Annotated in this window: 22 protein-coding genes; 16 read left to right on the top strand and 6 right to left on the bottom strand. The window is 31.5% G+C overall.

Annotated elements, in window-relative coordinates; translation table 11 throughout:
• Positions 1 to 5: 5 nt before the first annotated feature.
• The 3 genes from A5893_RS06590 to hemW all read right to left on the bottom strand — a co-directional run bounded on the left by A5893_RS06590 (position 6) and on the right by hemW (position 2,866).
• Positions 6 to 563, bottom strand: coding sequence for a fasciclin domain-containing protein (locus tag A5893_RS06590; RefSeq protein WP_068821757.1), 558 nt, complete (start codon positions 561 to 563; stop codon positions 6 to 8).
• 379 nt (positions 564 to 942) lie between these two features.
• Positions 943 to 1,737, bottom strand: a complete 795-nt coding sequence (locus A5893_RS06585) for an SDR family oxidoreductase (protein WP_068821756.1) — start codon at positions 1,735 to 1,737, stop codon at positions 943 to 945.
• On the bottom strand, positions 1,721 to 2,866 hold the full coding sequence (hemW, locus tag A5893_RS06580) for a radical SAM family heme chaperone HemW (RefSeq protein WP_068821755.1): 1,146 nt from the start codon (positions 2,864 to 2,866) through the stop codon (positions 1,721 to 1,723). Before hemW ends, A5893_RS06585 begins: the two co-directional genes overlap by 17 nt.
• 171 nt (positions 2,867 to 3,037) lie before the next feature.
• On the opposite strand from hemW, the gene A5893_RS06575 reads away from it, so the two are divergent.
• The 8 genes from A5893_RS06575 (at position 3,038) to porN (ending at position 13,612) form a co-directional block, all read left to right on the top strand.
• The gene (locus tag A5893_RS06575; protein WP_068821754.1) at positions 3,038 to 5,071 is read left to right on the top strand and encodes a sensor histidine kinase; all 2,034 of its coding nucleotides are present in this window, start codon (positions 3,038 to 3,040) and stop codon (positions 5,069 to 5,071) included.
• An 86-nt stretch (positions 5,072 to 5,157) separates the two neighbouring features.
• The gene (locus A5893_RS06570) at positions 5,158 to 6,870 is read left to right on the top strand and encodes a ShlB/FhaC/HecB family hemolysin secretion/activation protein (protein WP_068821753.1); all 1,713 of its coding nucleotides are present in this window, start codon (positions 5,158 to 5,160) and stop codon (positions 6,868 to 6,870) included.
• Positions 6,871 to 7,845, top strand: coding sequence for a DUF4271 domain-containing protein (locus A5893_RS06565; RefSeq protein WP_068821752.1), 975 nt, complete (start codon positions 6,871 to 6,873; stop codon positions 7,843 to 7,845).
• Between the two features lie 5 nt (positions 7,846 to 7,850).
• Entirely contained in the window at positions 7,851 to 8,618 is a 768-nt protein-coding gene (locus tag A5893_RS06560) for a uroporphyrinogen-III synthase (protein WP_068821751.1), read from the top strand.
• A gap of 273 nt (positions 8,619 to 8,891) precedes the next feature.
• Complete coding sequence (gene porK / locus A5893_RS06555; RefSeq protein ID WP_068821750.1) at positions 8,892 to 10,226, top strand: T9SS ring complex lipoprotein PorK/GldK; 1,335 nt, start codon at positions 8,892 to 8,894, stop codon at positions 10,224 to 10,226.
• Positions 10,227 to 10,280: 54 nt separating this feature from the next.
• Positions 10,281 to 11,084, top strand: coding sequence for a type IX secretion system motor protein PorL/GldL (porL, locus tag A5893_RS06550; protein WP_068821749.1), 804 nt, complete (start codon positions 10,281 to 10,283; stop codon positions 11,082 to 11,084).
• Between the two features lie 48 nt (positions 11,085 to 11,132).
• The gene (gene porM / locus A5893_RS06545; protein WP_068821748.1) at positions 11,133 to 12,659 is read left to right on the top strand and encodes a type IX secretion system motor protein PorM/GldM; all 1,527 of its coding nucleotides are present in this window, start codon (positions 11,133 to 11,135) and stop codon (positions 12,657 to 12,659) included.
• 2 nt (positions 12,660 to 12,661) lie between these two features.
• The gene (porN, locus tag A5893_RS06540; protein ID WP_068821747.1) at positions 12,662 to 13,612 is read left to right on the top strand and encodes a type IX secretion system ring subunit PorN/GldN; all 951 of its coding nucleotides are present in this window, start codon (positions 12,662 to 12,664) and stop codon (positions 13,610 to 13,612) included.
• A gap of 28 nt (positions 13,613 to 13,640) precedes the next feature.
• Here the strand turns inward: porN and uvrC are convergent, their stop codons facing one another.
• From uvrC to porW, 3 genes are read right to left on the bottom strand one after another with little or no spacing between them, the layout of a single operon-like run.
• Positions 13,641 to 15,491: an excinuclease ABC subunit UvrC gene (uvrC, locus tag A5893_RS06535; protein WP_198342285.1), complete on the bottom strand. Its 1,851-nt coding sequence runs from the start codon at positions 15,489 to 15,491 to the stop codon at positions 13,641 to 13,643.
• A 17-nt stretch (positions 15,492 to 15,508) separates the two neighbouring features.
• Positions 15,509 to 17,761, bottom strand: a complete 2,253-nt coding sequence (locus tag A5893_RS06530; RefSeq protein WP_068821746.1) for a penicillin-binding protein 1A — start codon at positions 17,759 to 17,761, stop codon at positions 15,509 to 15,511.
• Positions 17,761 to 20,637 carry a type IX secretion system periplasmic lipoprotein PorW/SprE gene (gene porW, locus A5893_RS06525; protein ID WP_449421118.1) on the bottom strand — a complete coding sequence of 959 codons (2,877 nt, stop codon included), beginning with the start codon at positions 20,635 to 20,637 and terminating at the stop codon, positions 17,761 to 17,763. Before porW ends, A5893_RS06530 begins: the two co-directional genes overlap by 1 nt.
• A gap of 143 nt (positions 20,638 to 20,780) precedes the next feature.
• On the opposite strand from porW, the gene A5893_RS06520 reads away from it, so the two are divergent.
• The 8 genes from A5893_RS06520 to atpA all read left to right on the top strand — a co-directional run bounded on the left by A5893_RS06520 (position 20,781) and on the right by atpA (position 26,979).
• Positions 20,781 to 21,647 (top strand): M23 family metallopeptidase, encoded by an 867-nt coding sequence (locus A5893_RS06520; protein ID WP_068821744.1) that lies wholly within the window; start codon positions 20,781 to 20,783, stop codon positions 21,645 to 21,647.
• Between the two features lie 10 nt (positions 21,648 to 21,657).
• On the top strand, positions 21,658 to 22,086 hold the full coding sequence (locus A5893_RS06515) for a bactofilin family protein (RefSeq protein ID WP_068821743.1): 429 nt from the start codon (positions 21,658 to 21,660) through the stop codon (positions 22,084 to 22,086).
• Positions 22,049 to 22,267: an AtpZ/AtpI family protein gene (locus A5893_RS06510; RefSeq protein WP_068821742.1), complete on the top strand. Its 219-nt coding sequence runs from the start codon at positions 22,049 to 22,051 to the stop codon at positions 22,265 to 22,267. Before A5893_RS06515 ends, A5893_RS06510 begins: the two co-directional genes overlap by 38 nt.
• A 400-nt stretch (positions 22,268 to 22,667) precedes the next feature.
• A complete protein-coding gene (gene atpB, locus A5893_RS06500; RefSeq protein ID WP_068821740.1) occupies positions 22,668 to 23,783 on the top strand; it encodes a F0F1 ATP synthase subunit A in 1,116 nt (371 codons plus the stop codon).
• Between the two features lie 43 nt (positions 23,784 to 23,826).
• Positions 23,827 to 24,045 carry an ATP synthase F0 subunit C gene (atpE, locus tag A5893_RS06495; RefSeq protein ID WP_017259479.1) on the top strand — a complete coding sequence of 73 codons (219 nt, stop codon included), beginning with the start codon at positions 23,827 to 23,829 and terminating at the stop codon, positions 24,043 to 24,045.
• Between the two features lie 78 nt (positions 24,046 to 24,123).
• Entirely contained in the window at positions 24,124 to 24,618 is a 495-nt protein-coding gene (locus A5893_RS06490; RefSeq protein WP_068821739.1) for a F0F1 ATP synthase subunit B, read from the top strand.
• Positions 24,619 to 24,717: 99 nt separating this feature from the next.
• A complete protein-coding gene (atpH, locus tag A5893_RS06485) occupies positions 24,718 to 25,266 on the top strand; it encodes an ATP synthase F1 subunit delta (protein ID WP_068821738.1) in 549 nt (182 codons plus the stop codon).
• Between the two features lie 132 nt (positions 25,267 to 25,398).
• The gene (gene atpA / locus A5893_RS06480) at positions 25,399 to 26,979 is read left to right on the top strand and encodes a F0F1 ATP synthase subunit alpha (protein ID WP_068821737.1); all 1,581 of its coding nucleotides are present in this window, start codon (positions 25,399 to 25,401) and stop codon (positions 26,977 to 26,979) included.
• The last annotated feature ends 20 nt before the right edge of the window (positions 26,980 to 26,999 follow it).

Here is a 26,999-nt window from a genome sequence, read left to right as displayed (position 1 = left end):
AAATCTTATTTCGGCATTAAAACCGTATCAATTACGTGGATAACACCATTTTTTTGGTTAACATCTGCAATGGTTACATAAGATGTTCCGCCTTTTGCATCCCAAAGTTTTACTTTTTTACCGTCCATAGAAGCGTATAACATTTCGCCTTGTACAGTTGTGAAAGTTGCTTTACCATTTCCTTTTTTAATGGCAGCCATAATATCTTTTGCACTATATTTTCCTGCTAAAACATGGTACGTTAAAATTTTAGTTAAAGTAGCTTTGTTTTCTGGCTTAACTAAAGTTCCAACAGTTCCGGCTGGTAATTTATCAAAAGCTTCGTTTGTTGGTGCAAATACGGTAAACGGACCAGCACTTTTTAAAGTTTCTACTAAACCTGCAGCTTGTACAGCGGCAACTAAAGTGGTGTGGTCTTTCGAATTTACGGCATTGTCAACAATATCTTTTGTTGGATACATTTCTGCGCCACCTACCATTGGGTTTGACATTTTTTGTGCGAAAGCTTGGGGTGCAAATGCGATAGCTACTAAGGCAAATGCTACTACGAATAATTTTTTCATTTTTTTAGTTTTTCTGTTATTTGGGTTAACTAACGGCAGTAATTAAACCTTGGATTTTAGAATTATGAAAAAAGTTTAAGTTTAACAATTTCTTAAGCATTAATTAATGCATGAAAGGATAATCCGATTCAAAAAATTATAAAGATTTTAATTTGGGCATCCGGGCGGACTTTTCGTTGCAATCTTTTGTAAGGAATAAAAAGCCATTTCGACTACTGGCGGAGATTTTCATTGCAATCCCTGATGCTAAAATCATTAACAAACCATAACACAAAAGACTAACTAACTAACTAACTAACTAACTAACTAACTAACTAACTAACTAACTAACTAACTAACTAACTAACTAACAACCTAAAATCCTAACCAACTAAAAAAATTAAACAACATTCCTTTTCCTAATCATCTTAGAAAAATAACCTGGGAAAAATCTTTTAATGGTCACACCAAAAGTCTCTTTACCACCAATTAAAACCTCTTCTTTATTTTTATGGATGGCTTTTAAAATTTGATTTGCACATTCAATAGCGCTCATTCCATTTTCTTGATTTTGGTCCATCTTGTTGTATTTATCACCTTTTTCCATAACGGAATTAATAGTAATATTTGTTTTGATAAATCCTGGACGGATGATGTTTACAGAAACCCCTTTATCATAAACTTCGTAACGTAAAGATTCGAAATAGCCTTCTAAAGCGTGTTTAGAAGCTGCATAACTACTGCGGAATTGTGTTCCAAAAACCCCAACTAAAGAGCTTAATATTACTAAATTTCCATTGCCTTGATTAATCATTTTTGGAAGTAAGGCTTTGCTTAGGTTTACTGTTCCCCAGTAATTGATGTTCATTATTTTTTGCTCTACAGCTGTTTCAGTTTCTAGAACATTACTCCGCTGACTAATCCCGCCGGCATTTATTAAAATATCAATTTTGCTGTAAATTTTCCAGGCATCTTCTGCTTTGGCAAAAAGAGTTTCAGATTGCTCTAAATCCAGAGGCAAAACATGAACGTCTAAAGGATTTTTCTTGCATTTTTGTTTTACCTGATAAAGTGCATCGGCTCTTCTTGAAGAAATAATCAGTTTAGCTCCTTGTTCATTTAATAAATAAACCAAAGCTTCGCCAATGCCAGAAGAAGCGCCAGTAATCCAAACAATTTTATTCTTGAAATCCATTTTCTGTAATAAATAATTCTGATGCAATTTTATCAGCGTAAAGCTTCCCTTTGATGGTTAAAACCAATTTATCATCGGCTAAAGCCAACCAATCTTTACCCAAATATTCCTCGGCGGCAGCCAAAAGATTCTTTTTTTGCCTTTCGCTAAAATCTTGTTCAATTTTAAACAAATCTACTCCCCATTGGGTGCGTAAACTTGTCATAATGTATTCGTTATACTTATTTTCCAGGGATAATTTTTCTAACTCAAAAGGAATTTTACCTTTCAGTAACTCTGCTAAATATTTTGCGTTATTAGCTACGTTCCATTGTCTGGTTTCTCCGTTAAAAGAATGGGCAGATGGACCAATTCCTAAATAATTTATTCCTCGCCAATAGTTTGTATTATGTTTTGAGTATTGATTTGGTTTGGCAAAATTAGAGATTTCGTAATGCTCAAATCCATTTGAGATAAGTTCTTCAATTAAGATTTGAAACTGATTAGCACTTTGCGCCTCATCCATTTGCTTTTGTTTTCCTTTATCGATAAAAGATGCCAAAGCAGTTTGGGGTTCAACCGTCATGCTGTAAGACGAAATATGAGGGATTTGAAAATCAATTGCTTTTGAGATGTTTTGTTTCCATTTATCATCATTTAACAATGGGTAGCCATAAATTAAATCGATAGTTATGTTTTCTAAACCAAAATCCTGTGCTCTTTTAATTGCCGATTCTGCTTCATTTGCGTAATGCGCCCGGTTCATCCATTTTAAATCCTCATCAAAAAAAGACTGAACGCCAATGCTTAAACGGTTGACTTCAGTATTTCTTAGATCCTTTAGTTTTTCAATGTTTAAATCATCAGGATTAGCTTCTAAGGTAATTTCTGGGTGATTAATTACTTCAAAAGTAGTTTGGATTTTAGCTATCAATAAAGAAATTTCGTCTGCACTTAATAAAGACGGCGTTCCCCCGCCAAAATAAATGGTTTCAATTTTCTGGTTTTCTAAATAGCTTTTTTGAAGTGTTATTTCCTTATGGATTGCAGTTAGCATTTCATCTTTATATTTTAATGAGGTGCTGAAATGGAAATCGCAGTAATGGCAAGCTTGTTTACAAAATGGGATGTGAATATAAATGCCTGCCATTTGGCAAAAGTAAATAATTAGGTGCAATTACTTAGTCATACTAATTATAAAGATGATTTGTAATAAAATATAAAATTGTAAATAATTAAAGTCTTTTTAGATAAGTTTACCTATTAGATAAAACTTATATTTTTTCTATTTAAAATGTTTACATAAACACTTATTTATTTGATGAAAAGTTTATTTTCAATCTTTAATTTTTTTATATCCACTCTTTTTCTTTTGCTAATTACTTCTTGTCAAAAAAGAACGGTAGATAAATACGATCATTTAAAAAATGAGCTTAATAAAGTTGATAGCTTATTACTTAAGGGAGAAAATACCACGATAAAATCGATTTATAATAAAATTGATAAAAATAAAATTTCTAGTAAAGCCCAATTAGCAAAATATTATGTTTTAGGATCTATAATGGAGGGGCAAAATTTAGAAAAGAAAATTATTTTAGCTAAAAATGCTTTAAAAGTTTTTGACAGCCCAGACCTTATTAAAAATGAAGAAGATTTATATTTTAGAACACTTATTACTAACGGTGATGCCCAATTTTTTTCTAAAAGATATCTTTATGCACTAAATTATTATTTTGAGGCAAGTGATTTAATTAAAAAAGATTTTGATAAAGAAAATTACCTAGCATCTAAATTTGCTTCTATATATTTTAAACAAAATAATTTCGCTAAAGCCGCAAAATATTATCTGGATTCTTATGATTTTGATACTAAAAGCGCTATTAAAAGTATGTTAAAAAGTGACTTTTACAGGCCAGAGATGAAAGTTAATAATGCGGCTTTTTGCTTTTATAAAAATAATCAATTAGATAGTGGGGCAAAATATTATCAATTATTTGAACAATTAATTGATAAGGCAAACATTAAAAAAGAAATTTCCACAAAATATACAAACACTTTAAGAGCCATTTTATACGATAATTTAGCTGGATTAAATATCAAAACTGGCAAGCTAGATTCTGCATTAAATTATGCCAATAAGAGCATTTTTTTGTTAAGCAAAGAAGAGGAAGAGATGAATTTGACGCCCTTATTAAAAATTGCAGAAATTTCTATAAAAACTAATCAACTTAAAAACGCAAAAAAAGCTCTAGACCAAAGCAATTATCTAATATTCAAATATTTTCAAAATTATGAGGCATACTATCCTATCTGGCTAAAACAAAATACCGCCTACCTTTATAAAACCAATCAAATAAACAGTGCTTATTTTTACCAGAATAAATATATAAATCTAATAGATTCAATAAATCTTTTTAAACAAGATGTTAACTCAGTAGATATTGCAAAAGAGTCTCAACTTATCAATCAGCGGATAGAATTAAACGAGCTTAAGTACAATAATAATATTAGAAAAATCTACATCATTGCACTTATTCAATTTATGGTGTTGGTATTGATTATTATAATAATTGTTTACAGAAATTTACAGCGACTAAAGATTGCACATCATAAGGCAAATGAACAAAATGCAATCATCTTTAAAAATTCAGTTGAAATAGAAAAAGCAAATAAAAACTATTTAAGAATAATGAGAGTAATGGCACATGACCTTAGAAACCCATTATCTGGAATGACTGGTTTAGCTTCTGTTTTATTGCATGAAACTCAAATTGATGAAGAAAACAAAAAGATGTTAAAGCTAATTGAGACAACAGGAATGCACTCTATTGAAATGATAAACGAGCTTTTAAAAACAGGTTTAGCAAATGAAAATGAAGTTTTGGAGGCACAAAAATTAGATTTAAAAGCCTTATTAATTGATTCTGTAGAACTTTTGCAGTTTAAGGCAAAGGAAAAACAACAACATATTATTATTGAAAATAAAGATTTAGATACCCCAGTATTTGCCAAAGTAAATTATGAAAAAGTTTGGAGGGTAATAAATAATCTAGTTGTTAACGCTATTAAATTTAGCTTAATTGGGGGTGAAATAAGAACAGGAGTAAAAGAATATAAAACCAGTGTTGTTATATATGTTTCTGATGATGGTGTTGGAATTCCAGAAAAGAATAAAGAAACCGTTTTCGATATGTTTACAGAAGCAAAAAAAACTGGTACAAATGGCGAGCAGCCTTTTGGTTTAGGGTTGTCAATTTCTAAAAAAATTATGGAAAAACATCAAGGGAAAATTTGGTTTGAAGATGGGATAAATGGTGGAACTATATTTTATCTTGAATTCCCGAAAGAGCAATAGTTAAAGAGAACATCTGATTCTTAAATTTTTGACTTAAGTTATAAAGCTTAAACCTATTTACAAAAATTATCGTTTCTTTTGTTGATATGCTTAGGTTAAGGTTTATAGCTTTATTTGTGTTTTTGGGTCAAATCGGTGTAAGCCAAACCAAAAAAGTTAACCTAAAAATTGAAGGATTTCCAAAGCAATTTAAATACACCACACAATTTCCAGATTCTTCTTCAGCAAATAAAGAGCTTAAAAATCAGATTGATTTTTTAAAATTAAAAGGTTATTTCAATATTGAATTGACGGATTATCATTTTAATAATGAAACTTTATCAGCTCAAATTATAACTGGAAAACTTTATAAAGGCATTTATCTAGAGAACGGGAATATTCCTCCAGACTTGATTTATCAACTAGGTTTAAAAGAACAATTAAGAAAAGAAAAACCGTTAGAACTTAAAGGTTTTCAAAGATTTTATAGTGATATTTTAGCCTATTATGAGAATAATGGATATCCTTTTGCCTCTTTATATTTAGACAGCTTACAAGCTATTAATGATAATTTTAAAGCAAAAATATTTATTCAACCTAACAAAAACATCTTTATTGATACCTTACGTTTAGTGGGTTCTGTAAAAGTTAGCAACAATTTCATCAATTCTTATTTAGGATTAAAAAATGGGCAAAATTATAATGAGGAGAAAATCAGAAATATTGATAAAAGATTAAGGGATTTAAGTTTTGTAAGCGTCCCAAAAACAGCTGAAGTGGTTTTTAATGGAGAAAGAGCAAGTATCAATTTATTTTTAGATAAACAAAATGCCAATCAGTTTGATGGAATTATTGGATTTTTACCAAACTCGCAAACCGGCAAGCTGCAAATAACCGGAGATTTTAAACTGAATTTAAAAAATGCTTTAAAAAGTGGAGAAACTATAGATTTTAATTACCGAGGCTTACCTTCACAATCTCAAGAATTAGCTTTAAAACTTGCTTATCCATATATATTTAAAAGTCAATTAGGGGTTAGCGGAGATTTTCAATTGTTTAAGAGAGATAGCAGTTTTTTAAACTTAAACACCAAATTGGGTTTTGATTATAATTTTACAACTACTCAAAAGTTAAGTTTTTATATCGAAAATTTTAATGGAAATCAAGTTGCCACTGATAATGCTTCAATTTCAACCATACCAAATTTTGCTAATATAAAATCAATATTTTATGGAATTTCTGGTTCTTACATTAAGCTCGATAATAAAATAACACCTCTAAAAGGTTATGATTTAACTTTACAAGCTGCTGCTGGAAGCAGAAAAATAAATCCATCTGAGAATTTTAAGCCCGAAGATTTTTTTGAAAGCAAATCAAGTCAGCAATTTAAATTACAAGCAGATTTAAAGTATTATTTAAAAACCGGTTCACGGTCAGTAATTTATATTCATAATTATTCGGCAATTTTAACTGGAAAAAATCTTTTTGAAAATGAAGCTTTTAGGATTGGAGGAGCCAAAACACTAAGAGGATTTGATGAACAATCTTTAAACGTAAACAGTTTTGCAATACAAACATTAGAATTTAGGTATTTGATTGAGCAAAACTCATATATCAATATTTTTTACGATCAATCTTACATTAGCCAGCAGTTTGTTAATAAAAACGCAACTGATTATCCCTTAGGAGTTGGAGTTGGTATTACGTTTCAAACCAAGGTTGGGATTGCATCTTTGAGTTATGCTTTGGGTAAACAAAAGAATAATCCATTAGATTTGCAAAAAGGAAAAATCCATTTCGGTATCGTTAGCTATTTTTAAATGAAGCAACTCTACATCTTTATTATATTTTGTTTATTTGCACATCAAAATCTTTTCGCACAAAACGCAAAAGATTCTATACAGGTAATAATAGATACAACAAAAGCTAAAGCCAGATTTTATCCTATTATTGATTCTGCAGCATTGGCTAAAAAGAAATTCACTAGAGATTCTATTATCAATTATTTTTTAAATCCTGACCCAAAACGAGAAAATCCCTTTTTTGACAAGTTAATAGAAGATAATTTAGTTTCGGATCAATATTTACTCTCATTACCTAAAAATGTTAAAATTATCAAGTCTAATTATGGATTAGGAAAGTTCTTAATTAAAGACCCGCTTTGGTTTTTAATATGCATTTTATCGATATTGTTATTATTCGGAATATTGAAGATTATTTTTTCTAAGGAGATTTCACTTTTATTAAGAGCTTTCTTTGATACCAGAACATTAATTCAAATTAATAAAGAAGATAATGCACTAGTTTCGTGGCATTTTTTTTTCCTATATGTGCTTTTTTCTTTAACCTTAGGATTATTTATAAGTATTGTACTTCTCAAACTTAAAGGGTTTGCAGCGGCAAAAAATATCGATAATTATCTTATCATTTCTGGTTTGGTTTTTCTATTTTTTGGATTAAAAATTTTCTTGCTAAGATTTATTGGATTCCTCTTTCAAATCCAAAAATTGATTAGAGATTATTTAAATCTTATCTATCTAACCTATTTTAATACACTTTTTTTATTATTGCCAACTACACTATATTTAATATTATCCAAAATTACTTATGGAAACCTATTTTCTAATATATTTTTAGTAGCCTTTTTAGGAATAATTGGTGTGCAATTTATCAGAATAACATTTAATATTTTATTAAACTACAGGCTATCAAAATTTTATTTAATTCTTTATCTTTGCACTCTTGAAATTTGTCCGATAATTTTATTTGCAAAAACCATCAGTAATAGTTTATAGTGTATATGGAAATTAATTTGGAAGAGAGAAAAACTAAAGTAAAAAGTATACTGGTAACCTTGCCAGAACCAGAGGGAGAAAAGTCACCTTATTATGATATTGCGGTATCATTAAATTTAAAGATAGATTTTAGATCTTTTATACATGTTGCAGGTATCCCAGGTAAAGAAATTAGAAAGGATAAAATTAATCTACCAGATTTTTCGGCGGTTATTTTAACTAGCAGAAATGCTGTAGACCATTATTTTAGAGTTTGTGAAGAATTAAGATACGAAGTACCAACAGATATGAAATATTTTTGTCTTTCAGAATCTATTGCTCTTTATCTTCAAAAATATATTCAATATAGAAAACGTAAAATATTTTTTGGAAAACAAACAGCCAGAGACTTAGCCGATGTATTAAAAAAACACAGTACAGAAAAGTTTTTATACCCTTGTTCTGATGTAGCTGCAGAAGCAACTGACACTTTCTTAAAAACACAGGCAATAGATTTTACCCCTGCTGTACTTTTTAAAACTGTTGTATCTGATTTATCTGATTTAGCCGAGGTATTTTACGATGTAATTGTTTTCTTTAGCCCATCTAGTGTGCAATCACTTTTTGTAAACTTTCCTAACTTCAAACAAAATAATACCAGAATAGCAGCGTTTGGAAAAACAACACAGCAAGCAATTTTAGACGCAAACCTTATTTTAGATATTCCAGCTCCATTACCAGAAGCTCCATCAATGACAATGGCAATTGAGCAGTATATAAAATCTATAAAGTAAATGTAAACAACTAAAATAAAGCGATCTGTTTAAATAGGTCGCTTTTTTTTTGAAACTTTTTATAAAACCTAATCGTAATAGAATAGAAATTCGGCAAAAAAATACCTAGTAGTTGGTATTGAATTTAAAATTTTGAGGTTGTATTTTTAAAAGTTTTATAAACAAATGGATAAAAAATTTACAATTGAAAAATAATTTAGTTGAAAATGTTGAATTTCTGTATATTACACACGTTTTTTACACAAGAAAAACACAATAAAACTTGTATAGCACATGAAGAATTTATACGTATCAGCCCTGATATTGATTTCTATTGCCTTTTCTAGTTGTGGAAAAGGAGATGGAAGAGGAGAATTAGTAGGGGTTACAAACAAAACAGTTAAGCAAGAATTGCCGTATGGCATGGTTTATATTCCTGCTGGAACTTTCGTAATGGGTCAGGTTGATCAAGATATCACCATTTCCCAATTCCCTCAAAATAAACAAGTTACTATTTCTGCATTTTACATGGATGAAACAGAAATTTCTAACAGTGAATACAAGCAATTTGTAAACTGGGTTAGAGATTCGATTGCCTTTTATCAAGTTGGTAAACCTGCAAAATATCTTCTAAAAACTAAAGGAAAAGCAAGCACCTACATAAATTGGAAGGCTGTTAATTCTAAAAAAGGTTTATGGGGCGATAAAACTTTAAAAGATAAACTAGAAAAATCCATGTATTATGATGGAAATGAAAAGTTTTTCAATAAAAAAGAATTAAAAGTAGAGCAATTAAAATATGATTACGCTTGGGTAGATTACAAAAAAGCAGCTGCTTACAGAGGAGCTAGAGATCCTAATCTAAATAAAAACGGCATTTCAGTTAGTAGAGAAGAATTTATCGTAAAAGAAGAAACCTTCATATATCCTGATACGCTAGTTTGGATTTCAGATTTTACATACGCTCAAAATGATCCAATGGCTAAAGGATATTTTTCACATCCATCTTTTGCCAACTATCCTGTTGTTGGTGTTAATTGGGAACAAGCAAATGCTTTTAATATTTGGAGATCAAGATTAAACGAATCTTATAAAGACTCCAAAAAAATGACTAATAAAAGGTTAGACTACGAATTACCAACAGAGGCGCAGTTTGAATATGCAGCAAGAGGTGGAAGAGTTCAAACAAGCTATCCTTGGGGTGGTCCTTACATAAGAAATGCAAAAGGATGTCTTTTGGCAAACTTTAAACCAGGTAGAGGAAATTATATCGATGATGGAGGTGCCTTTACAGTTTATGTTAAATCTTATTTTCCAAATGATTATGGCCTTTACAATATGGCAGGAAACGTTGCTGAATGGACAAGTTCTATTTATAGCGATGCTGCAACTGCTTATGTGAGTACCATTAATCCATCTTTTAATAAAGCTGTTAAAAAAGGAGATCCAGATTATAACAAAAAGAGAGTTGTTAAAGGTGGCTCTTGGAAAGACATTGGATATTTCTTGCAAAATTCAGCAAAATCTTATGAATATCCTGACTCAGCAAGATCTTCAGTTGGTTTTAGATGTGTAACGCCTTTCGTAGGAAGAGACATTAAGGACAAACCAGGCAGAATGAAACCATAAGCACAATTTAAAACACAATAAAACAAATCCTAAAACTAAAAACGTTCAAAAAAAATGGCTCAAAAAAAGAAATTTAAAATAACTCTTGATGCAATTATATCATGGGGTGCAACAGTAGTAATTATTGGGGCAATGTTTAAAATCCTACATTTACCTTATGGTGAAATCATCATCGGTGTAGGTTTAGGAACCGAAGCATTATTATTTTTTATCATGGGTTTTGTACCTCCTCATAAAGATCCACATTGGGAAAAAGTATATCCTCAATTATCAGAAGATTTTGCAGGTAACCAAATTGACATGAATAAGCCAGTTAAATTGAACGAATTAGAAATCAAAGGATCTGCAGGTGGTGGTGGTTTACCTGATTTAAAAATTGGAGATGATGCTATTGCCCAAATAAAAGCAGGTCTAGAAAATTTTACAAATAAAGTTGGTGCAATATCTAATGCAGCAGATGCTACATTAGCGACTAACGAGTTTGCCACAAATGTAAAAACAGCCTCTGTAAAAGCTTCTGGTTTAAGTTCTGCATTTGATCAAGCAACTGCAGGAGTTACAGAAATTGCCAATGCATCTTCTGGTTCAAAAGAATACCATAATCAAATTAATAGTTTAGGTAAAAATATATCTGCTTTAAATGCAGTTTATGAATTAGAATTACAAGATTCTAGTGCACACCTAAAGTCAATGAATAAGTTCTATGCCAACTTATCTCAAACCATGTCAAATTTTAATGAATCAATGGATGATTCTAAGCAATTTAAAGATGAAGTTGCTAAATTATCAAGGAATCTATCTAGTTTAAATGCTGTTTATGGCAACATGTTATCAGCCATGAACCAGCCTAGAGCATAATTATTCATTTAAGAAATTTAATTTAAACAGCGCTTTAAAAATTAAGATATGGCAGGCGGTAAGGAAACCCCAAGGCAAAAAATGATCGGTATTATGTACTTAGTGCTAATGGCAATGTTGGCATTAAACGTAAGTAATACCGTGTTAGATGCTTTTAAAACAGTACGTGATGGCTTAGAAACGAGTAATGAAAACATGAACGATCGTTTAAAGTTTATCATGACTCTTTTCAAAAATTATTATGATAATGCTCCTAAAAAAGCAGAGGTTAATTATAACAAAGCTCAAGAAGCTAAAAAAATTGGTGATGGATTAGTTGCAGAAATTGAAAAATTAAAGCAAGAACTAATTACAGAAACTGACGGTTTAGATGACAACGGAGATTTAAAAAAGAGAGATGATTTAGGAATCTCTCATAAAGAATTAGTAGAAGAAAAAAAGGCAGATGTTTTACAGGGTAAAATTAATGAAGCGGCTAAAAAATTGGCATCATTAATCGGACAAACTCCAAAAGCAATTGGGTTAGAATTACAATGGCCAAAAACAAATAAGAGCACCGGAACCCAACAATCTTGGGCAGATTATAATTTTGGTGAAGGTAAGCCTTTAACATCTACAATTACTTTATTATCTAAGTTTCAAAATGATGCTAAAAATGCAGAGGCTTATGTAATTAATAAATTATACCAAGAAACAACTGGTGGTGGTGTAGTAGATTCTTATAGAGCAGTTGCAGTAGCAAAAAGTAGTTATATTTTAGCAGGACAGACTTACGAAGCTGATGTGTTTTTAACAGCGGGTAGTTCAAATATTCAGATCGATGCTAAAGTTAATGGATCATTATTACCAAATGTAGGCGGTGTAGGTAAATATAAATCTGGAGGTACTAAAGAAGGTGTTTATAAATGGACTGGTACAGTTTCATTTAAAGATCCAACTAGTGGTGAGATTAAATCTTTCACTACAGATCCTATAGAATATCAAGTTGCAAGACCATCTGCGGTAGTTTCTCCAGATAAAATGAATGTATTTTATATGGGCGTTGCTAATCCGGTATCGGTTTCTGCTCCAGGTATAGCGAAAGAAAAATTAAGAGTGAATGTTAGCGGCGGCTCAATTAGTGGGGCGAATGGAAACTATGTAGTTAGGGTAACCGGTGGAAGCGAGGCAACAGTTACTGTTTCTGCAGAGATAGAAAAAGGCAAAACACAAGTTTTAGGTGCAACTAAATTTAGGGTTAAAAAAGTACCTGATCCAATTGCTACTTTTGCTAATAAAGTTTCTGGTAGGGTTGCACTTTCAACTATAAAATCAACCAATAGATTAGAGGCAGAATTAAAAGATTTTGATTTTGACTTAAAGTTCACGGTTACAAAATTTACAGTGGTATTTGGTAAATACAGACAAGATCCTATTATTATGCAATCTTCAGATGGTAGCTTTACGAGCGATATCAAGAGGATAATGGGTTCTTTAGCTGCTGGAGATATAGTAACTTTCCAAAATATTGAAGCTTATGGCGAGGATAAAACCACCAGAAAGCTTGAAAATGTAGTATCAGTTTCAGCCAATTAATTATGAAAAAGATTCAAATTTTTTTATTGCTGATGTTTGTTACAGGTTTTGTGTTTGCGCAAAACCCAACAGTAACTCCAGCTCCAGCCGCAACAACAGACACCATTAAAAGGAAGGTAAAACCAATTTATTCTATTTTTCAACAATCTGAAGAGAATAAACTGAGTAAAGAAAAGGAAATGGGCAAAGAAGAAAAAAATTGCGCTCCTGATTTACCAAGAGTAAAAAGTGATGATGTAATCTTTGCAAAAAGAATTATTAGAGATGTTTATTTTGCAGATCCTGCAAATAGATACCTTGTTCCTGCAGATGCCGGCAAAAACTTTATCGATGTTTTAATGAAAGGTGTGGAAGGTAATAAAATTGAAGCTTATCAACAGTGGGATAAAAACATAGGTCAATTATTAGAGCCAATACCTCAAGAAGCAGGTGCTTTAAAAGGAATTTTAGATAGCAAAGTTGGTTCTTTTGGACCAAGACAATATGGTGATTCTAAAGTAACTTCTAAACTTGCTTTAAGAATAATTGAAGATTGGTATTTTGATACAAACAGATCAGAATTTAAATCATTCATTATTGCTATGTCAATTGTTTATCCTGGTAATAATATTCTAGTTTCTTTAAGTCCAGAAAACAAAAATTTAGCTGATCCTCAAATTAAATTAGGCGAGGTTGGAGCTGATATGACACCATTATTCTATCTTAATTATCCAACAATTAGAGATTACTTGTGCAAATTCACAGTTTACCATCCAAACGAAAAAATCAGATATACATTTGATGATGTATTTCAGTTAAGATATTTCTCAAGTATTATTGTTGAAGAGTCTAACCCACAAGGCAATAGCTTGGCTACAGACCCAGATTTAAAATCTGGCTTAGATAAATTGTTAGAAGCTGATAGGATTAAGAAATCTTTGATTCAATATGAACAAGACATGTGGGACCACTAAATCCAACAAAAAAACAAAAAAGCCCTTTCTAATTGGAAGGGCTTTTTTGTTGGAAAAAATCTAATATCGATTTTGCCTGCTTGGTGTTAATTATTTCTAATAATTCCCTTTCATTTGCTTCTTTGATCTTTTTAACAGATTTAAAATGAGTCAGCAGCTTTTGGGCAGAAGTTTTTCCTATTCCTCCAATCAATTCAAGTTCTGTTTTAAGTGTCCCTTGATCGCGTTTTTTTCTATGAAACGTAATACCAAAACGATGGGCCTCATCCCGCAACTGTTGAATAATTTTTAAAGTTTCTGATTTCTTATCTAAGTATAAAGGATATTGATCGCCAGGATAATATAATTCTTCTAATCTTTTGGCAATGCCGATGATGGCAACCTTATCATAAATGCCCAATAATTTTAAACTCTTTACTGCAGATGATAACTGACCTTTACCACCATCAATTATAATTAATTGAGGTAACGGAGATGTTTCTTCTAACATTCTTCTGTATCGTCTAAAAACGGCCTCTTCCATAGTAGCAAAATCATTTGGACCTTCTACAGTTTTCACGTTAAAATGCCTATAGTCTTTTTTTGATGGTTTCGCATCCCTAAATACTACAATTGCAGATACCGGATATTTACCTTGGAAATTTGAGTTATCAAAACATTCTATATGGCGTGGTAATTCGCTTAAACGTAAATCCTTTTGCATCTGCGTAAGCAAACGGTCTGTTCTTAAATCTGGATTTAGCTTTTCATATTGCTCAATCTTATCCCTTTTAAAGAACAAAACATTTTTTTGTGAAAGTTCTAAAAGCTTCTTCTTCTCCCCTTGTTTAGGAACTGTGAATTTTACGTTTTCATCCTCAATATCCATTTCAAAAGGAACAATGATTTCTTTTGATTCGCTTTGAAATCGAGTACGGAATTCAGAAATAGCTATCGATAGCAATTCCTCATCAGATTCATCCAGTTTTTTCTTTATCTCAATGGTTTGAGTTTGGATAATAGTGCCATGCATCACTTTTAAATAGTTAACAAAGCCAAATTTTTCATCAGCAGCAATGCTAAAAACATCAACTTCAGTTATAGAAGAATTTACTACTGTAGATTTACTTTGATATTTCTCTAAAAGCTCATACTTTCTTTGCAAACGATGAGCTAATTCAAAATTCATTTCGGCAGCACACTGATTAATCCTATCTTTTAATCCTTTTAAAACATTTCCTATTTTTCCACTTAAAATGTCTTTTATTTCTTCTATAGATTGATTATAATCTTCTTCACTTTGATAATTTTCACAAGGTCCTTTACAATTTCCTATTTGATATTCTAAGCAAACCTTAAATTTCCCGGCATTGATACTTGCTTCATTTAATGGCAAACTGCATGTTCTTAATTGATAAGTTTCTTTTATCAAACCTAAAATAGAGTGCATCATACTTACAGATGGGTAAGGCCCTAGATACTTAGAACCATCTTTCACCAATCTTCTTGTCCATTGTATGCGAGGAAATTTTTCGTTTTTGATCACTATCCAAGGGTACGTTTTATCATCTTTTAACATGATATTATACCTTGGCTGGTGCTTTTTAATCAAGCTATTCTCTAATAACCAAGCATCAATCTCAGTATCAACAATAGTAAAGGTGATATTATTTATTTTACTTATTAATACTTTTGTTTTGGCGTTTACCTTATAAGTATCATTATTAAAATAAGAAGCAACTCTATTTCTTAAGTCTTTGGCTTTGCCGATATAAATTAACTCGTTATGCGAATCATAATATTGATATACACCTGGTTTGTGAGGAATATTTTTTAAGGCTGCTTTATAATCGAACATAAGAAATACAAAAATAAAAAAACCACCCAAAAGGTGGTTCATTTTAATATCCTATTATTTTAAAATCCTAAACGTTCATCCAAATCAGAACCTGAATTATTTTTACCAGATCCTTGGTTTTGATTAGGCGCTTGATATTGATTACAATCTAAAGTTATTGTAGAGCCTCCCCTTGGAGGTTCAAAATCTCCTTTTTTAATTCCTAAAGTATTATCTGCATAAACTTTCTTCATAAATAGTGCAAAAATCGGCAATGCTGTATTTGCACCTTCACCTAAATTTGTACTTCTAAAATGGATAGCCCGGTCCTCGCAACCTGTCCAAATACCAGCGACTAATTGAGGGGTTATACCCATAAACCAACCATCAGAATTATTATTTGTAGTGCCTGTTTTTCCTCCAATTGGATTATTTAATCCGTATTTATATCTTAATCTTACACCTGTACCCTGTTCCACCACTCCTTTTAACATATATGTCATTACATATGCATGCTGATCATTTAATGCTTGTACAACTTTGGGTTTACGGCTATAAAGCTCATTGCCGTTTTTATCTTCAATCCTAGTTAAGTAAATAGGTTCGGTCCAAACACCATGATTAACAAAAGCACTATAAGCACCTGTCATATCATATACAGATGCCTCAAAAGAACCCAAAGCTATTGATGGATATGGGGGAACAGGAGAAGTAACACCCATTCTTTTAATTAAATTTGCTACTGCAGTTGGCCCAACTTGTTGCATGAGCCAAGCTGTGATAAAGTTTTGAGAATTTGCCATCGCTTTCCTCAATGTCAATATTCCAGGTATAGATCCATAGCCATTTGGTGTCCAAGGTTCACCGTAACCAGTAACTGTAAAAGGAACATTATTTACTTCGTAGCAAGGAGAATAACCATTTTGAATACCAACAGCATAAGTAAAAGGTTTTGCAGTAGAACCTACCTGCCTTGTTCCCATTTTAACTTGATCATATTTAAAATGCTCGTAATCTATCCCTCCTACCCAAGCTTTTACATCTCCATTATTAGGATCCATAGCCATCATAGAGTTACGTAAAATCATTTTATAATACTTGATAGAGTCCATTGGTTTCATGGTAGTATCAATATCTCCTTTCCAAGTAAAAAGGCTCATTTTAGTTGGTGTATTAAAACTTTCAGCAATTTCATCATCAGATTTTCCAGCTTCTTTTAATGCGATATAACGATCTGATCTATGCATTCCCTGGATTAGCAAAGGTTCATTTCCTTTAAAAGGATTCATGCCTTTCCAATGTGCATTAAACTGCTTCTGCAAATCTTTCATATACTCACGCTGCGCTTCCTCTGCATATTTTTGCATTTTAGAATCAATGGTAGTATAAATTTTTAATCCGTCTCTATCTAAATCATAAGGAGTTCCATCTGCCTTTGTAATAGAAAGTTCATTAAAAGTTTTTTGGATATCTTGTTTTAAAATTGTTCTAAAGTAAGTTGCTAAACCCTGACTGTGACTTGTTGGTCTAAAATGAAGATCTAAGGGTAAAGCTTTAGATGTTTGATAAATTTCTGGAGTGATGTAATCCTCATCAGCCATTTTGCTTAAAATCAAATTTCTACGTCCAAGAGAACGTTCAGGGTTTCTGGTTGGAGAATATAAGGTAACTCCTTTTAAAATGCCTACTAAAGTTGCAGCTTGAGATGCGCTTAATTTTGATGGCGAGGTATTAAAATAAGTTTGAGCTGCAGATTTTATCCCGTAAGAATTATTACCAAAATCAACTGTATTTAAATACATGGTGATAATTTCCTCTTTGGTATAATTTCTTTCTAATTTAATGGCAACTATTAGTTCCCTTAATTTTTGAGGAATTCGTTTAAAGGCAGATTTTGCTCTAGGCTCACCTGAAAATAAATTTAAAGCCAGTTGCTGGGTAATGGTACTTCCACCTTGTTTCTTTCCCATTAAGTTATAAAAAAAAATAGTGAAAGTTCTTTTAAAGTCAATTCCAGAATGCTCCTTAAATCTTACGTCTTCAGTAGAGATTAATGCATTGATCACATTTGGTGAAATATCTTGATAACGAACATTAGAACGATTTTGAACAAAGTAATTTCCAAGTTCAGTTTTATCTGCTGTATATATTATTGAGGCCTGGTTACTTTTTGGATTCTCTAAGTCTCTAAAAGATGGTAATTCTCCAAATAATCCAAAACTTGTTGCCAGAATAATAAAAACAAAAAAGAGAAAAAATCCTAAAATAGTTTTCCAAAAAATCTTTGTATATCTCTTTACATCACTAATAGATAGTGTTTCTTTACGTTGCATTATTTGTTAATAAATTTTAAATATTGATCAACAGCTTCTTTACTAACCAAAAGTTTAAGATTATCTTCCGAGACGATAAACTTCTGATATAACTTTGTTTGACCTTCCATAATTTGAGGCAAACTATTATTCAACTCATCAGAAACCGTTTGAACTTCGTCTTTAGTGTAAAAATCTCCACTAATGATTACAAATTTTTCTGTCCCCCCAACAACTCTTATCACTAATTTCACTGAAGAAGGGTCAAATTTAGAATAAAAATATTGGGAAAGTTTAGAAAATGGTTGAGCAATATTTTGTTTAGGATCAGAAATATCAATAACAATTAAATATTTTTGCCTACTATCCTCACTAAAAACAATTCCTTTTGGTTTTTCAGGCACAACTACTTTTGGTATTTCTGCAACTGGTGCTTCTATAATTGGTTCAGGTTTTATTGGCTCTGGCACAATAGGATTTTCTACAATCTTTTCTTTTACAGGTTCAATAACAACTGGCTTTTCTACAACTGCAACTTGCTTTATAGGTTCCGGCTCTACTATCTTTATTGGTTCTTCTTTTGGTAGTTCTTGTTTTTTTGGAGCTTCCTTTTTTTGCTCAACAACTATTGGCGGCTCAATTATAGTTATTGGCTCAGGTTTTTTTTGTTCTATTTTAGGAATATCAACAAAAACAGGTTGAGTGATTAAATAATCGTTCGTATCATAATCAATTAGGGCGGTAGGTCTTAAATTGAAAGCTGTTTTATTTGCTTCAATAAAACTAATTTGTTGCTGAACCCTAGGAGTAACCTCAATATCATTTGGATATGCTGTTGCAATTTCATTTAAATTTGCTAAGAATATAGGTGCTTTTTGGGTATGTCCAATAGCTAAAGATTTTAAATAAGCATACTGAGCATCCAATCCTTTAAAATCTCCCAGATTAATTTTTAATTCTGAAATTTTGTTTAAGACATCTTGATATTTTTTTTGTTTGTAAAGTGTATAAACAGAACCATAATAATCCTTAACTTTTTGCCTTAACGTTTCTTCATCTTTTCCAAAACTTGGGTCTAAAATAGTTTTAGCATAAATAGAACCGGGATATTTCTCTAATAGTTGTTGCTTATAATCTTCTGATATGTTTTTATCCATTGAGGCAGTTAACCTATATAATTGATAATAAATACTAGCAGCATTTTCTTGGTTTGGATAATTTAAAACAATCGCATCATAAGCTTCAATAGCTTCTAAATTATCTTTTAATACATCTTTATAAAAAACAGCAATTTCATATAATGATTGCGCTATTTTGTTATTTGCCTGAGATTTTTGATAAGGACTATAAGGAATCGTTTTAACAAATCTGGCTTTAAGTGTATCGATATTTTCACCAACTGTTGTTAAATCTGCATCAATACCAGTTCCTAAATTACCTGGAAAATTCACGTTTTTAGCGACTTCAATTGGCAAACCAGTGCTACTAGTTCTCCAATTATCAGCTAACTTCCTGTTTCCCCATTTCTGTTTAAAAGAGGATAATCCTTGACTGATTGCTGCATTATTATAAAAATAAAATGTACCAGCAGTTTTATTTGATAAAGAAAAATCTTGGATGCTAGTTAATGCTCCATTATCTACAATGCTATTTTGGCTTGGGTCTATTGCGGTTTTAGCTACAAAACGTTCATCTAATTCCTTTTTTAAATCATCTTCAGAAAGATTAGAAAACTTTAATAATTCTTTTTGATCATCAATAACATTCAACCTATTTGCTAAATATTGTAGGTTATTTGCTTTTATAGCTATATCGTTATAACCTGGGTAAGATTTTGGAAGATATTGTAAGGTACTGTCATAATACAGCTGAGATTGTTTGTAATTTTTTAACTGCTCAAAATTAATTTGAGCTAATTTCAAATAACTCAATCCCTTTTGCTTTACAGTACCGGGGACAGTGCGTGTAGAAATAGAATAAAAAGATGAAGCGTTTGTTAAATCATTTTTATCTGCGTAGGCATTGCCAATCTGATAGTATATCTGCTCTTTAAATTCTCTATTTTTATCTTCTTTTAATAGTCTTTTTAAAGTTGCGATTTTATCAAATTCTTTTCCTTGTTGACTTTCTGAAATTCTAATCTTTGAAAGATTTGCATTAAATGAAATCTCAAAAGCAGCATTACTTTTAGCAATCTTATCATAGTTATCGATGGCTTTTTGAGGTTCATTATTTTTTTCTTGCAATTGAGCTAAAATATATCGCCAACGTATTTTTAAATATCTCTCTTTTGTTTGATCAATCGCATTTGATAAATGATCAATTGCTTCAGGTAGGTTATTTTTTCTCAATGCCAACTCGGCTTGTGAAGCTTTTAGATCATCTTTTTGATATTTTGAATTTAGACCAATAGCTAATTTTAAAACAGAATCTGCTTCTTCATTTAAATCCAGTGCCAAATCACTTTTAACTTGACCTAAATAAGCAGCTAATTTATTTTCATTTTCTTTAGGGAAAGTGAGACTTACATAACTATCGTATTCAATAGCATTGTAAAAATCTCTTTTTAAATATTCCGCATCAGCCAACAAAAGATAGGCGTCATCAAGCCAGTTGCTATCATATTTTTCTATTGCAATTTTGTTTACTTTGGAAATAACCGTATTTAAATTCTCTTCTTCATTTGCAGATGATGATTCATCTGGTAAAGGATAAATTAATAAAATTTGGTTAAAATCATCCTCATTAGAATTCCTTATGGTATTAATACTTTCGTTTAACTGCTCACGAGCATTAAAATAAATGTTATAGTGCGCCGTTACGTTTTTCATAAATTTAGTTTTCTTGCCACCTTCCCTTTTTGTAGAACAACCAAGAATAGTAATGCTTAAAAACAAACTTAAAAAAACAAGAAATCCCTTATTTGATATTTTCAATATTTTAATTTTAGGAGTTGTAAATTAATACGGGCAAAATTATTTTATATTGCCGATAATAACGAAATAAAGATATAATTAAGAAAAGATTTATAGATATATAAATGAGTAAAAGTAAAAGACTCATAGACAAACTTAAAGAAAAGTATAAGCTTGTAATTTTAAATGATGATACATTTGAGGAAAAAGCATCTTTTAATGCTTCCTTATGGTATTTAATTATTGGTACTGCCTCTTTTGCAATACTGTTCGTTTTTTTAACAATCGCAACCATAAAATTTACTCCATTAAGAGAGTATTTAACAGGCAATACTGAAGCTAGTTCTAAAAAAGAAATTATAGCAGCTTTTTCTAAGGCCGATTCTTTACAAGAATTAGCCAAAGCAAATGAAATGTATTTAAACAACTTAAAAAATGTTATGAATGGAACTATTGATCAAAAGCAATCAAAAAAGCCCATTAATAATAACTCAAAAGCTTCAGATAGCATCGTCTTAAATCAAAAAATAACGAAGGAAGAAAAAGATCTACGAAAAATGATTGAATCTGAAGGGAAATTTGATTTAAATGAAGAAGAAAACAAACCTAAAACAGGAATCTCTTCTTACACGTTCTTTAGTCCTTTAAGGGGTCAGATTACTGAGGATTTTGATTCGAAAAAGCAACATTTAGGTGTGGATATAGCTACAAGAAAAAATGAAAATATTAAAGCAACTTTGGAAGGGACGGTTGTGTTTTCTAATTTTACATCAGAAACTGGTTATGTTATCGCTATACAGCATAGCAATAATTTACTATCGTTTTATAAACATTGTTCTGTATTATTGAAAAAAGCTGGAAGTTTTGTGCGTGTGGGCGAAGTGATTGCAGTTGTAGGAAATACAGGTGAATACTCTACAGGACCACATCTTCATTTTGAACTTTGGTTTAATGGTACAGCAATCAATCCAAAAAATTATATGACCTTTTAAAATAATTCAAATGTTTGGACAAAAAAAAACAGAAAGTTTAGCTAGAGATCTAAAAGCTAACTCTATAAACATAATAGGTTTAGGCACAGAAATTAGTGGAGATTTAATTACCAAAGGGGATATTAGAATTGACGGTAAAATTGTTGGTAATATTCAATCTAAAGCAAAAGTGGTAATTGGAAATACCGGAGAAGTAATAGGAGATATTAATGCTGAAAGTGCTGAAATAAATGGTGTTGTAAAAGGAAATATCAATACTATAGAAACTTTATTTTTAAAAGCTTCAGCAAATTTAATTGGCGATGTATCTTCAAATAAATTAGTGGTAGAAAATGGAGCCAATTTAACAGGACATTGCCAAACTGGAATTTCCCAAACAGCAAAACAAATATCTATCAATGATGGAAAAGGAACCGGAAAAAGGGAAGCAACCGCTTAATTCTTATGTTAAATATTCGTCAATGGGTTTCCAAATGATTGGGATTATTGGTGTTTTCACATTTATTGGTTATAAATTAGACCAAAATCAACAAACACAAACCCCTTATTATACTGCTGGTTTAAGTCTGATTGGTGTTGCTATTTCTTTATATTTTATTTTCAAAACTATAAAAGAATGACATTAAAAAGTTTTTCCTTCTTTTATACCTTGTTAGTCATAATAGCTGGTTTGGGATATTGGACAATTGAATACTTATACTTTCCACAGCATTTTTTGATTCCTCATTTTTGGGTCGTATATTTTTATATGGCTTTTATCACCTTATTTGTTTATCTGTTTTCTTATTATGGATTAAAAAAAAGTGGCGATCATCAAAGTGGGATCTTATTAGGATCAATAGTGATAAGGCTATTGCTAACCCTCGCATTCATTCTTATTTATACTCAAAAAATCAAGGTGGATAGTGTTTTATTTATGCTAAATTTTTTTTCTATTTATTTATTGTTTACAACCTTTGAAATTTATTGTTTGTTACGTAACTTGCGCCACCAAATAAAAAAGTAAAAAACACGTAGTAAATGGATTTTAGCCACTTTTTAAATTTTAAAAATTCATCGATAAAGGCTGTATTCGCTTTTTTCTTGATTTTTTTATCATTTAATTCTTTCGCAAGACAGGAAAATGAGAGCGTTCAAGATGTTGTTAAAGATGAAGTGACGCAGGATTCTCATCAAGCTAAAGAAGAAAAATTTGACCCTACAGTTATAATTTTGGAGCATATTGGTGATGCTCATAGTTGGCATTTATGGGGTCATACTTCTATTCCCTTACCAGTTATTTTATATACTCCCTCTGGTTTAGAACTTTTTTCTTCTGCAAATCTTTTAAATGAGCATCACGAAGCGATTCCTTTTAAAGGAAAATATTATACCTATTTAAATGAAGAAGAACACATAGTTGTTTTAGATAGCAATGGTAAAGTTGATGAAACTGTATCTTCTAAAATCATAGATTTTTCTATTACTAAAAATGTAGCTGCATTATTTATTTCTGTAATTGTAATACTAGTAATTTTTTCAAGTGTTGCAGGTTCATATAAAAAACGTGTAGGTAAAGCACCTAAAGGTTTACAATCCTGGGTTGAACCAATTGTTGTTTTTGTGAGGGATGATATTGCCAGACCTAATATTGGTTATAAATTTGAAAGGTTTATGCCTCTTTTATTAACTGTATTTTTCTTTATCTGGATAAATAACATGATGGGTTTAATCCCGATATTTCCAGGTAGTGCAAATGTAACTGGTAATATTGCCGTAACAATGGTTCTTTCTTTTATAGTATTAGTTATCGTTAACGTTAATGGTAATAAATATTACTGGAGCCATATTTTTAAACCTGATGTACCTTTTTGGTTATTACCAATTATGTGGATAGTAGAGATTATTGGCGTTTTCTCTAAGCCTTTTGCATTGATGATTCGTTTATTTGCGAACATTACTGCGGGGCATATTATTGTTTTAAGTTTAATATCCTTGATATTTATTTTTAAAACCTTGGCTATTGCACCGGTTTCAATAGCATTCGTATTGTTTATGGATGTTTTAGAATTATTGGTTGCATTTTTACAGGCCTTTATTTTCACGATGTTAACCGCTTTATTTATTGGAACTGCGGTAGAAGAACATCATCATTAATTAGAAACATTTTGTTTAAAAATCATATATTAAAATTACAGTTATGGTAGGTTCAATCGCTGCAATTGGTGCAGGTTTAGCAGTTATCGGTGCAGGTATCGGTATTGGTCAAATTGGTGGAAAAGCAATGGAAGGTATTGCTCGTCAGCCTGAGGCTGCTTCAAAAATTCAAACCGCAATGATCATCGCAGCAGCTCTTGTAGAAGGTGTTGCTTTGTTTGGTGTGGTAGTGGCTCTTTTAGGTAACAACGTAGGAGCTTAAGAATTACAAAATCAGAAATGTAACGATTGGTTGCATTTCTGATTTTTAAAAATGATTAACATTAAATTATTATAGCAAATGGATTTAGTAACCCCCAGTATTGGATTAGTTTTTTGGACCGCACTTTCATTCTTGATACTTTTAGTATTGTTGAAAAGATTGGCTTGGAAACCTATGTTAGGTGCCATTCATGAGCGTGAGCGTTCTATTGAAGAAGCTTTAAATAAAGCCGATTTAGCTAGAGAAGAAATGGCTCGTTTATCAAGTGAAAACGAAACCTTATTAAAACAAGCTAGAGTTGAGCGTGATGAGATCTTAAAAGAAGCAAAAGAAATTAAAGACCAGATTATTGCAGAAGCTAAAAATGCAGCGCAAGAAGAAGGAAATAAAATGATTGAGAAAGCAAAAGTTGAAATCAATAACCAAAAGGTTGCTGCTTTAAGAGAGGTTAAAAACCAAGTAGCTTCTTTATCATTAAATATTGCAGAAAAGGTATTGCGCAAGCAGTTTAATGATAAACAAAAACAAGATGCTTTAGTTAGTGACTTGTTAAATGATGTTAAATTGAATTAGGTTTAGGTTATAGGTGATAAGTTGTAAGTAATTGGTGAAGAGATGTGGGGAAAACCTAGAACTTAATACCTAAAACCTACCACTTTAAACTCAAAAAATATGTCAGAAATTAAAGTAGCATCACGATACGCAAAGTCTCTTTTAGATTTAGCTTTAGAGCAAAAAGCTTTGGAGGAAATAAAAGGCGATATGCAACTTTTTGTGGATACATTAAAGAAAAATCCAGAATTACAGGCGGTTGTAAAAAATCCTATTATTCCATTGGGTAAAAAGAATGCTATACTAAAGGCTATTTTTGGAGATAAAATGCATAAAATAACCTCTGCTTTTTTAAAGATAGTTATTGATAAAGGTAGGGCTGAAATTATATATGGGGTTGCAAAAGAATTTTTAAGAGAGTACAACATTTACAAAAATATAGTTACTGCCAAAATTATATCGGCAGCGCCTTTAAGTGATGAAGCTAGAAATGAAATCATTAATAAAGTAAAAGCAGTAACTGGTGGAGAAGTAAAATTAAAGGAATCTGTAGATGCAGATTTAATTGGAGGATTTATTTTAACCGTTGGCGATAAGCAATTTGATACCAGTATTGCTGCAAGTTTAGCAAGGGTTAAAAAAGAATTTTCTAAAAAGATAATAGCCTAAATTTATAAACGGGATGGCAATGGATACCGGCTTGTGGCTAAGGCCCTGAGCTGTATAAATGAACAGCCCGACTGCATTAAATTAAAAGATGCGGAATAAAGTTTTTCAAAAAATAATAAAAAAAATAATAAAATGGTAGAAGTAAGACCAGATGAAGTTTCGGCAATTTTACGTCAGCAATTATCAGGCTTTAAGTCAGAAACTGAATTAGAAGAGGTTGGTACAGTGCTCCAAGTGGGTGACGGTATTGCCCGTGTTTATGGTTTAACAAAGGTACAGGCTGGTGAGCTGGTTGAATTTGAATCGGGCTTACAAGGTATCGTTTTAAACTTAGAAGAAGATAACGTTGGTGTGGTTTTGTTAGGTCAATCTGACGAGATTAAAGAAGGTGATACCATTAAACGTACAAAGCGTATTGCATCTATTAATGTAGGTGAAGGTATGTGCGGACGTGTAGTTAACACTTTGGGACAACCAATTGATGGTAAAGGACCAATTGCTGGACAGACTTACGAAATGCCTTTAGAGCGTAAAGCTCCAGGAGTTATCTACCGTCAGCCAGTTACTGAGCCGTTACAAACTGGTATCAAAGCAATTGATGCGATGATTCCAATAGGACGTGGACAACGTGAGTTGGTTATTGGTGATCGCCAGACTGGAAAATCTGCGGTTTGTATTGATACAATTATCAACCAAAAAGAATTTTATGATGCAGGTGAACCTGTATTTTGTATATATGTTGCTATTGGGCAAAAAGCGAGTACAGTTGCTAACGTTGTTAAAGCGTTAGAAGAAAAAGGAGCTATGGCTTACACTGTTATTGTTGCCGCTTCTGCTGCTGAACCTGCTCCAATGCAGTTTTACGCTCCATTTGCCGGTGCTGCAATAGGTGAATTTTTCCGTGATACAGGCAGACCAGCTTTAATTGTTTATGATGATTTATCAAAACAAGCAGTTGCTTATCGCGAGGTTTCGTTACTATTAAAACGTCCTCCAGGACGTGAGGCTTACCCTGGTGATGTATTTTACTTACACAGTCGTTTATTGGAAAGAGCTGCAAAAATCAATCAAAATGATTCTATTGCTCAACAAATGAATGATTTACCAGAATCCATTAGGAGTATTGTAAAAGGTGGTGGTTCTTTAACTGCATTGCCAATTATTGAAACTCAAGCTGGTGACGTTTCTGCTTATATCCCAACCAATGTAATTTCAATCACTGATGGTCAGATATTCTTAGAATCTAATTTATTTAATGCGGGTGTACGTCCGGCTATTAACGTAGGTATTTCTGTATCTCGTGTAGGTGGTAACGCCCAAATTAAATCAATGAAGAAAGTTGCTGGTACATTAAAATTAGACCAAGCGGGTTACCGCGAATTAGAAGCTTTTTCTAAATTTGGTTCTGATTTAGATGCTTCAACTAAATTGGTTTTAGATAAAGGTGCTAGAAACGTAGAGATTTTAAAACAAGGTCAGTTTTCACCAGTATCAGTAGAAAAACAAGTTGCAATTATCTATGCAGGAGTTAAAAACTTGATGAGAAATGTTCCTGTTAATAAAGTAAGAGAATTTGAAGCAGAATACACTACACAATTAGAGTTACGTCATCCAGAAGTTTTAGCAGCACTTAAAGCTGGTAAATTTGATGATAGTTTAACCAGTGTTTTAGAAACTGTTGCGAAAGAATTATCTGATAAATACGTGAAATAAGATTTGAGTATTGAGATATG

Source organism: Pedobacter psychrophilus (assembly GCF_001652725.1).
In the GTDB taxonomy this organism is placed as follows: domain Bacteria; phylum Bacteroidota; class Bacteroidia; order Sphingobacteriales; family Sphingobacteriaceae; genus Pseudopedobacter; species Pseudopedobacter psychrophilus.
Note: the sequence above shows the minus strand (reverse complement) of the source record. Positions and strands in the feature narration are given on the sequence as shown.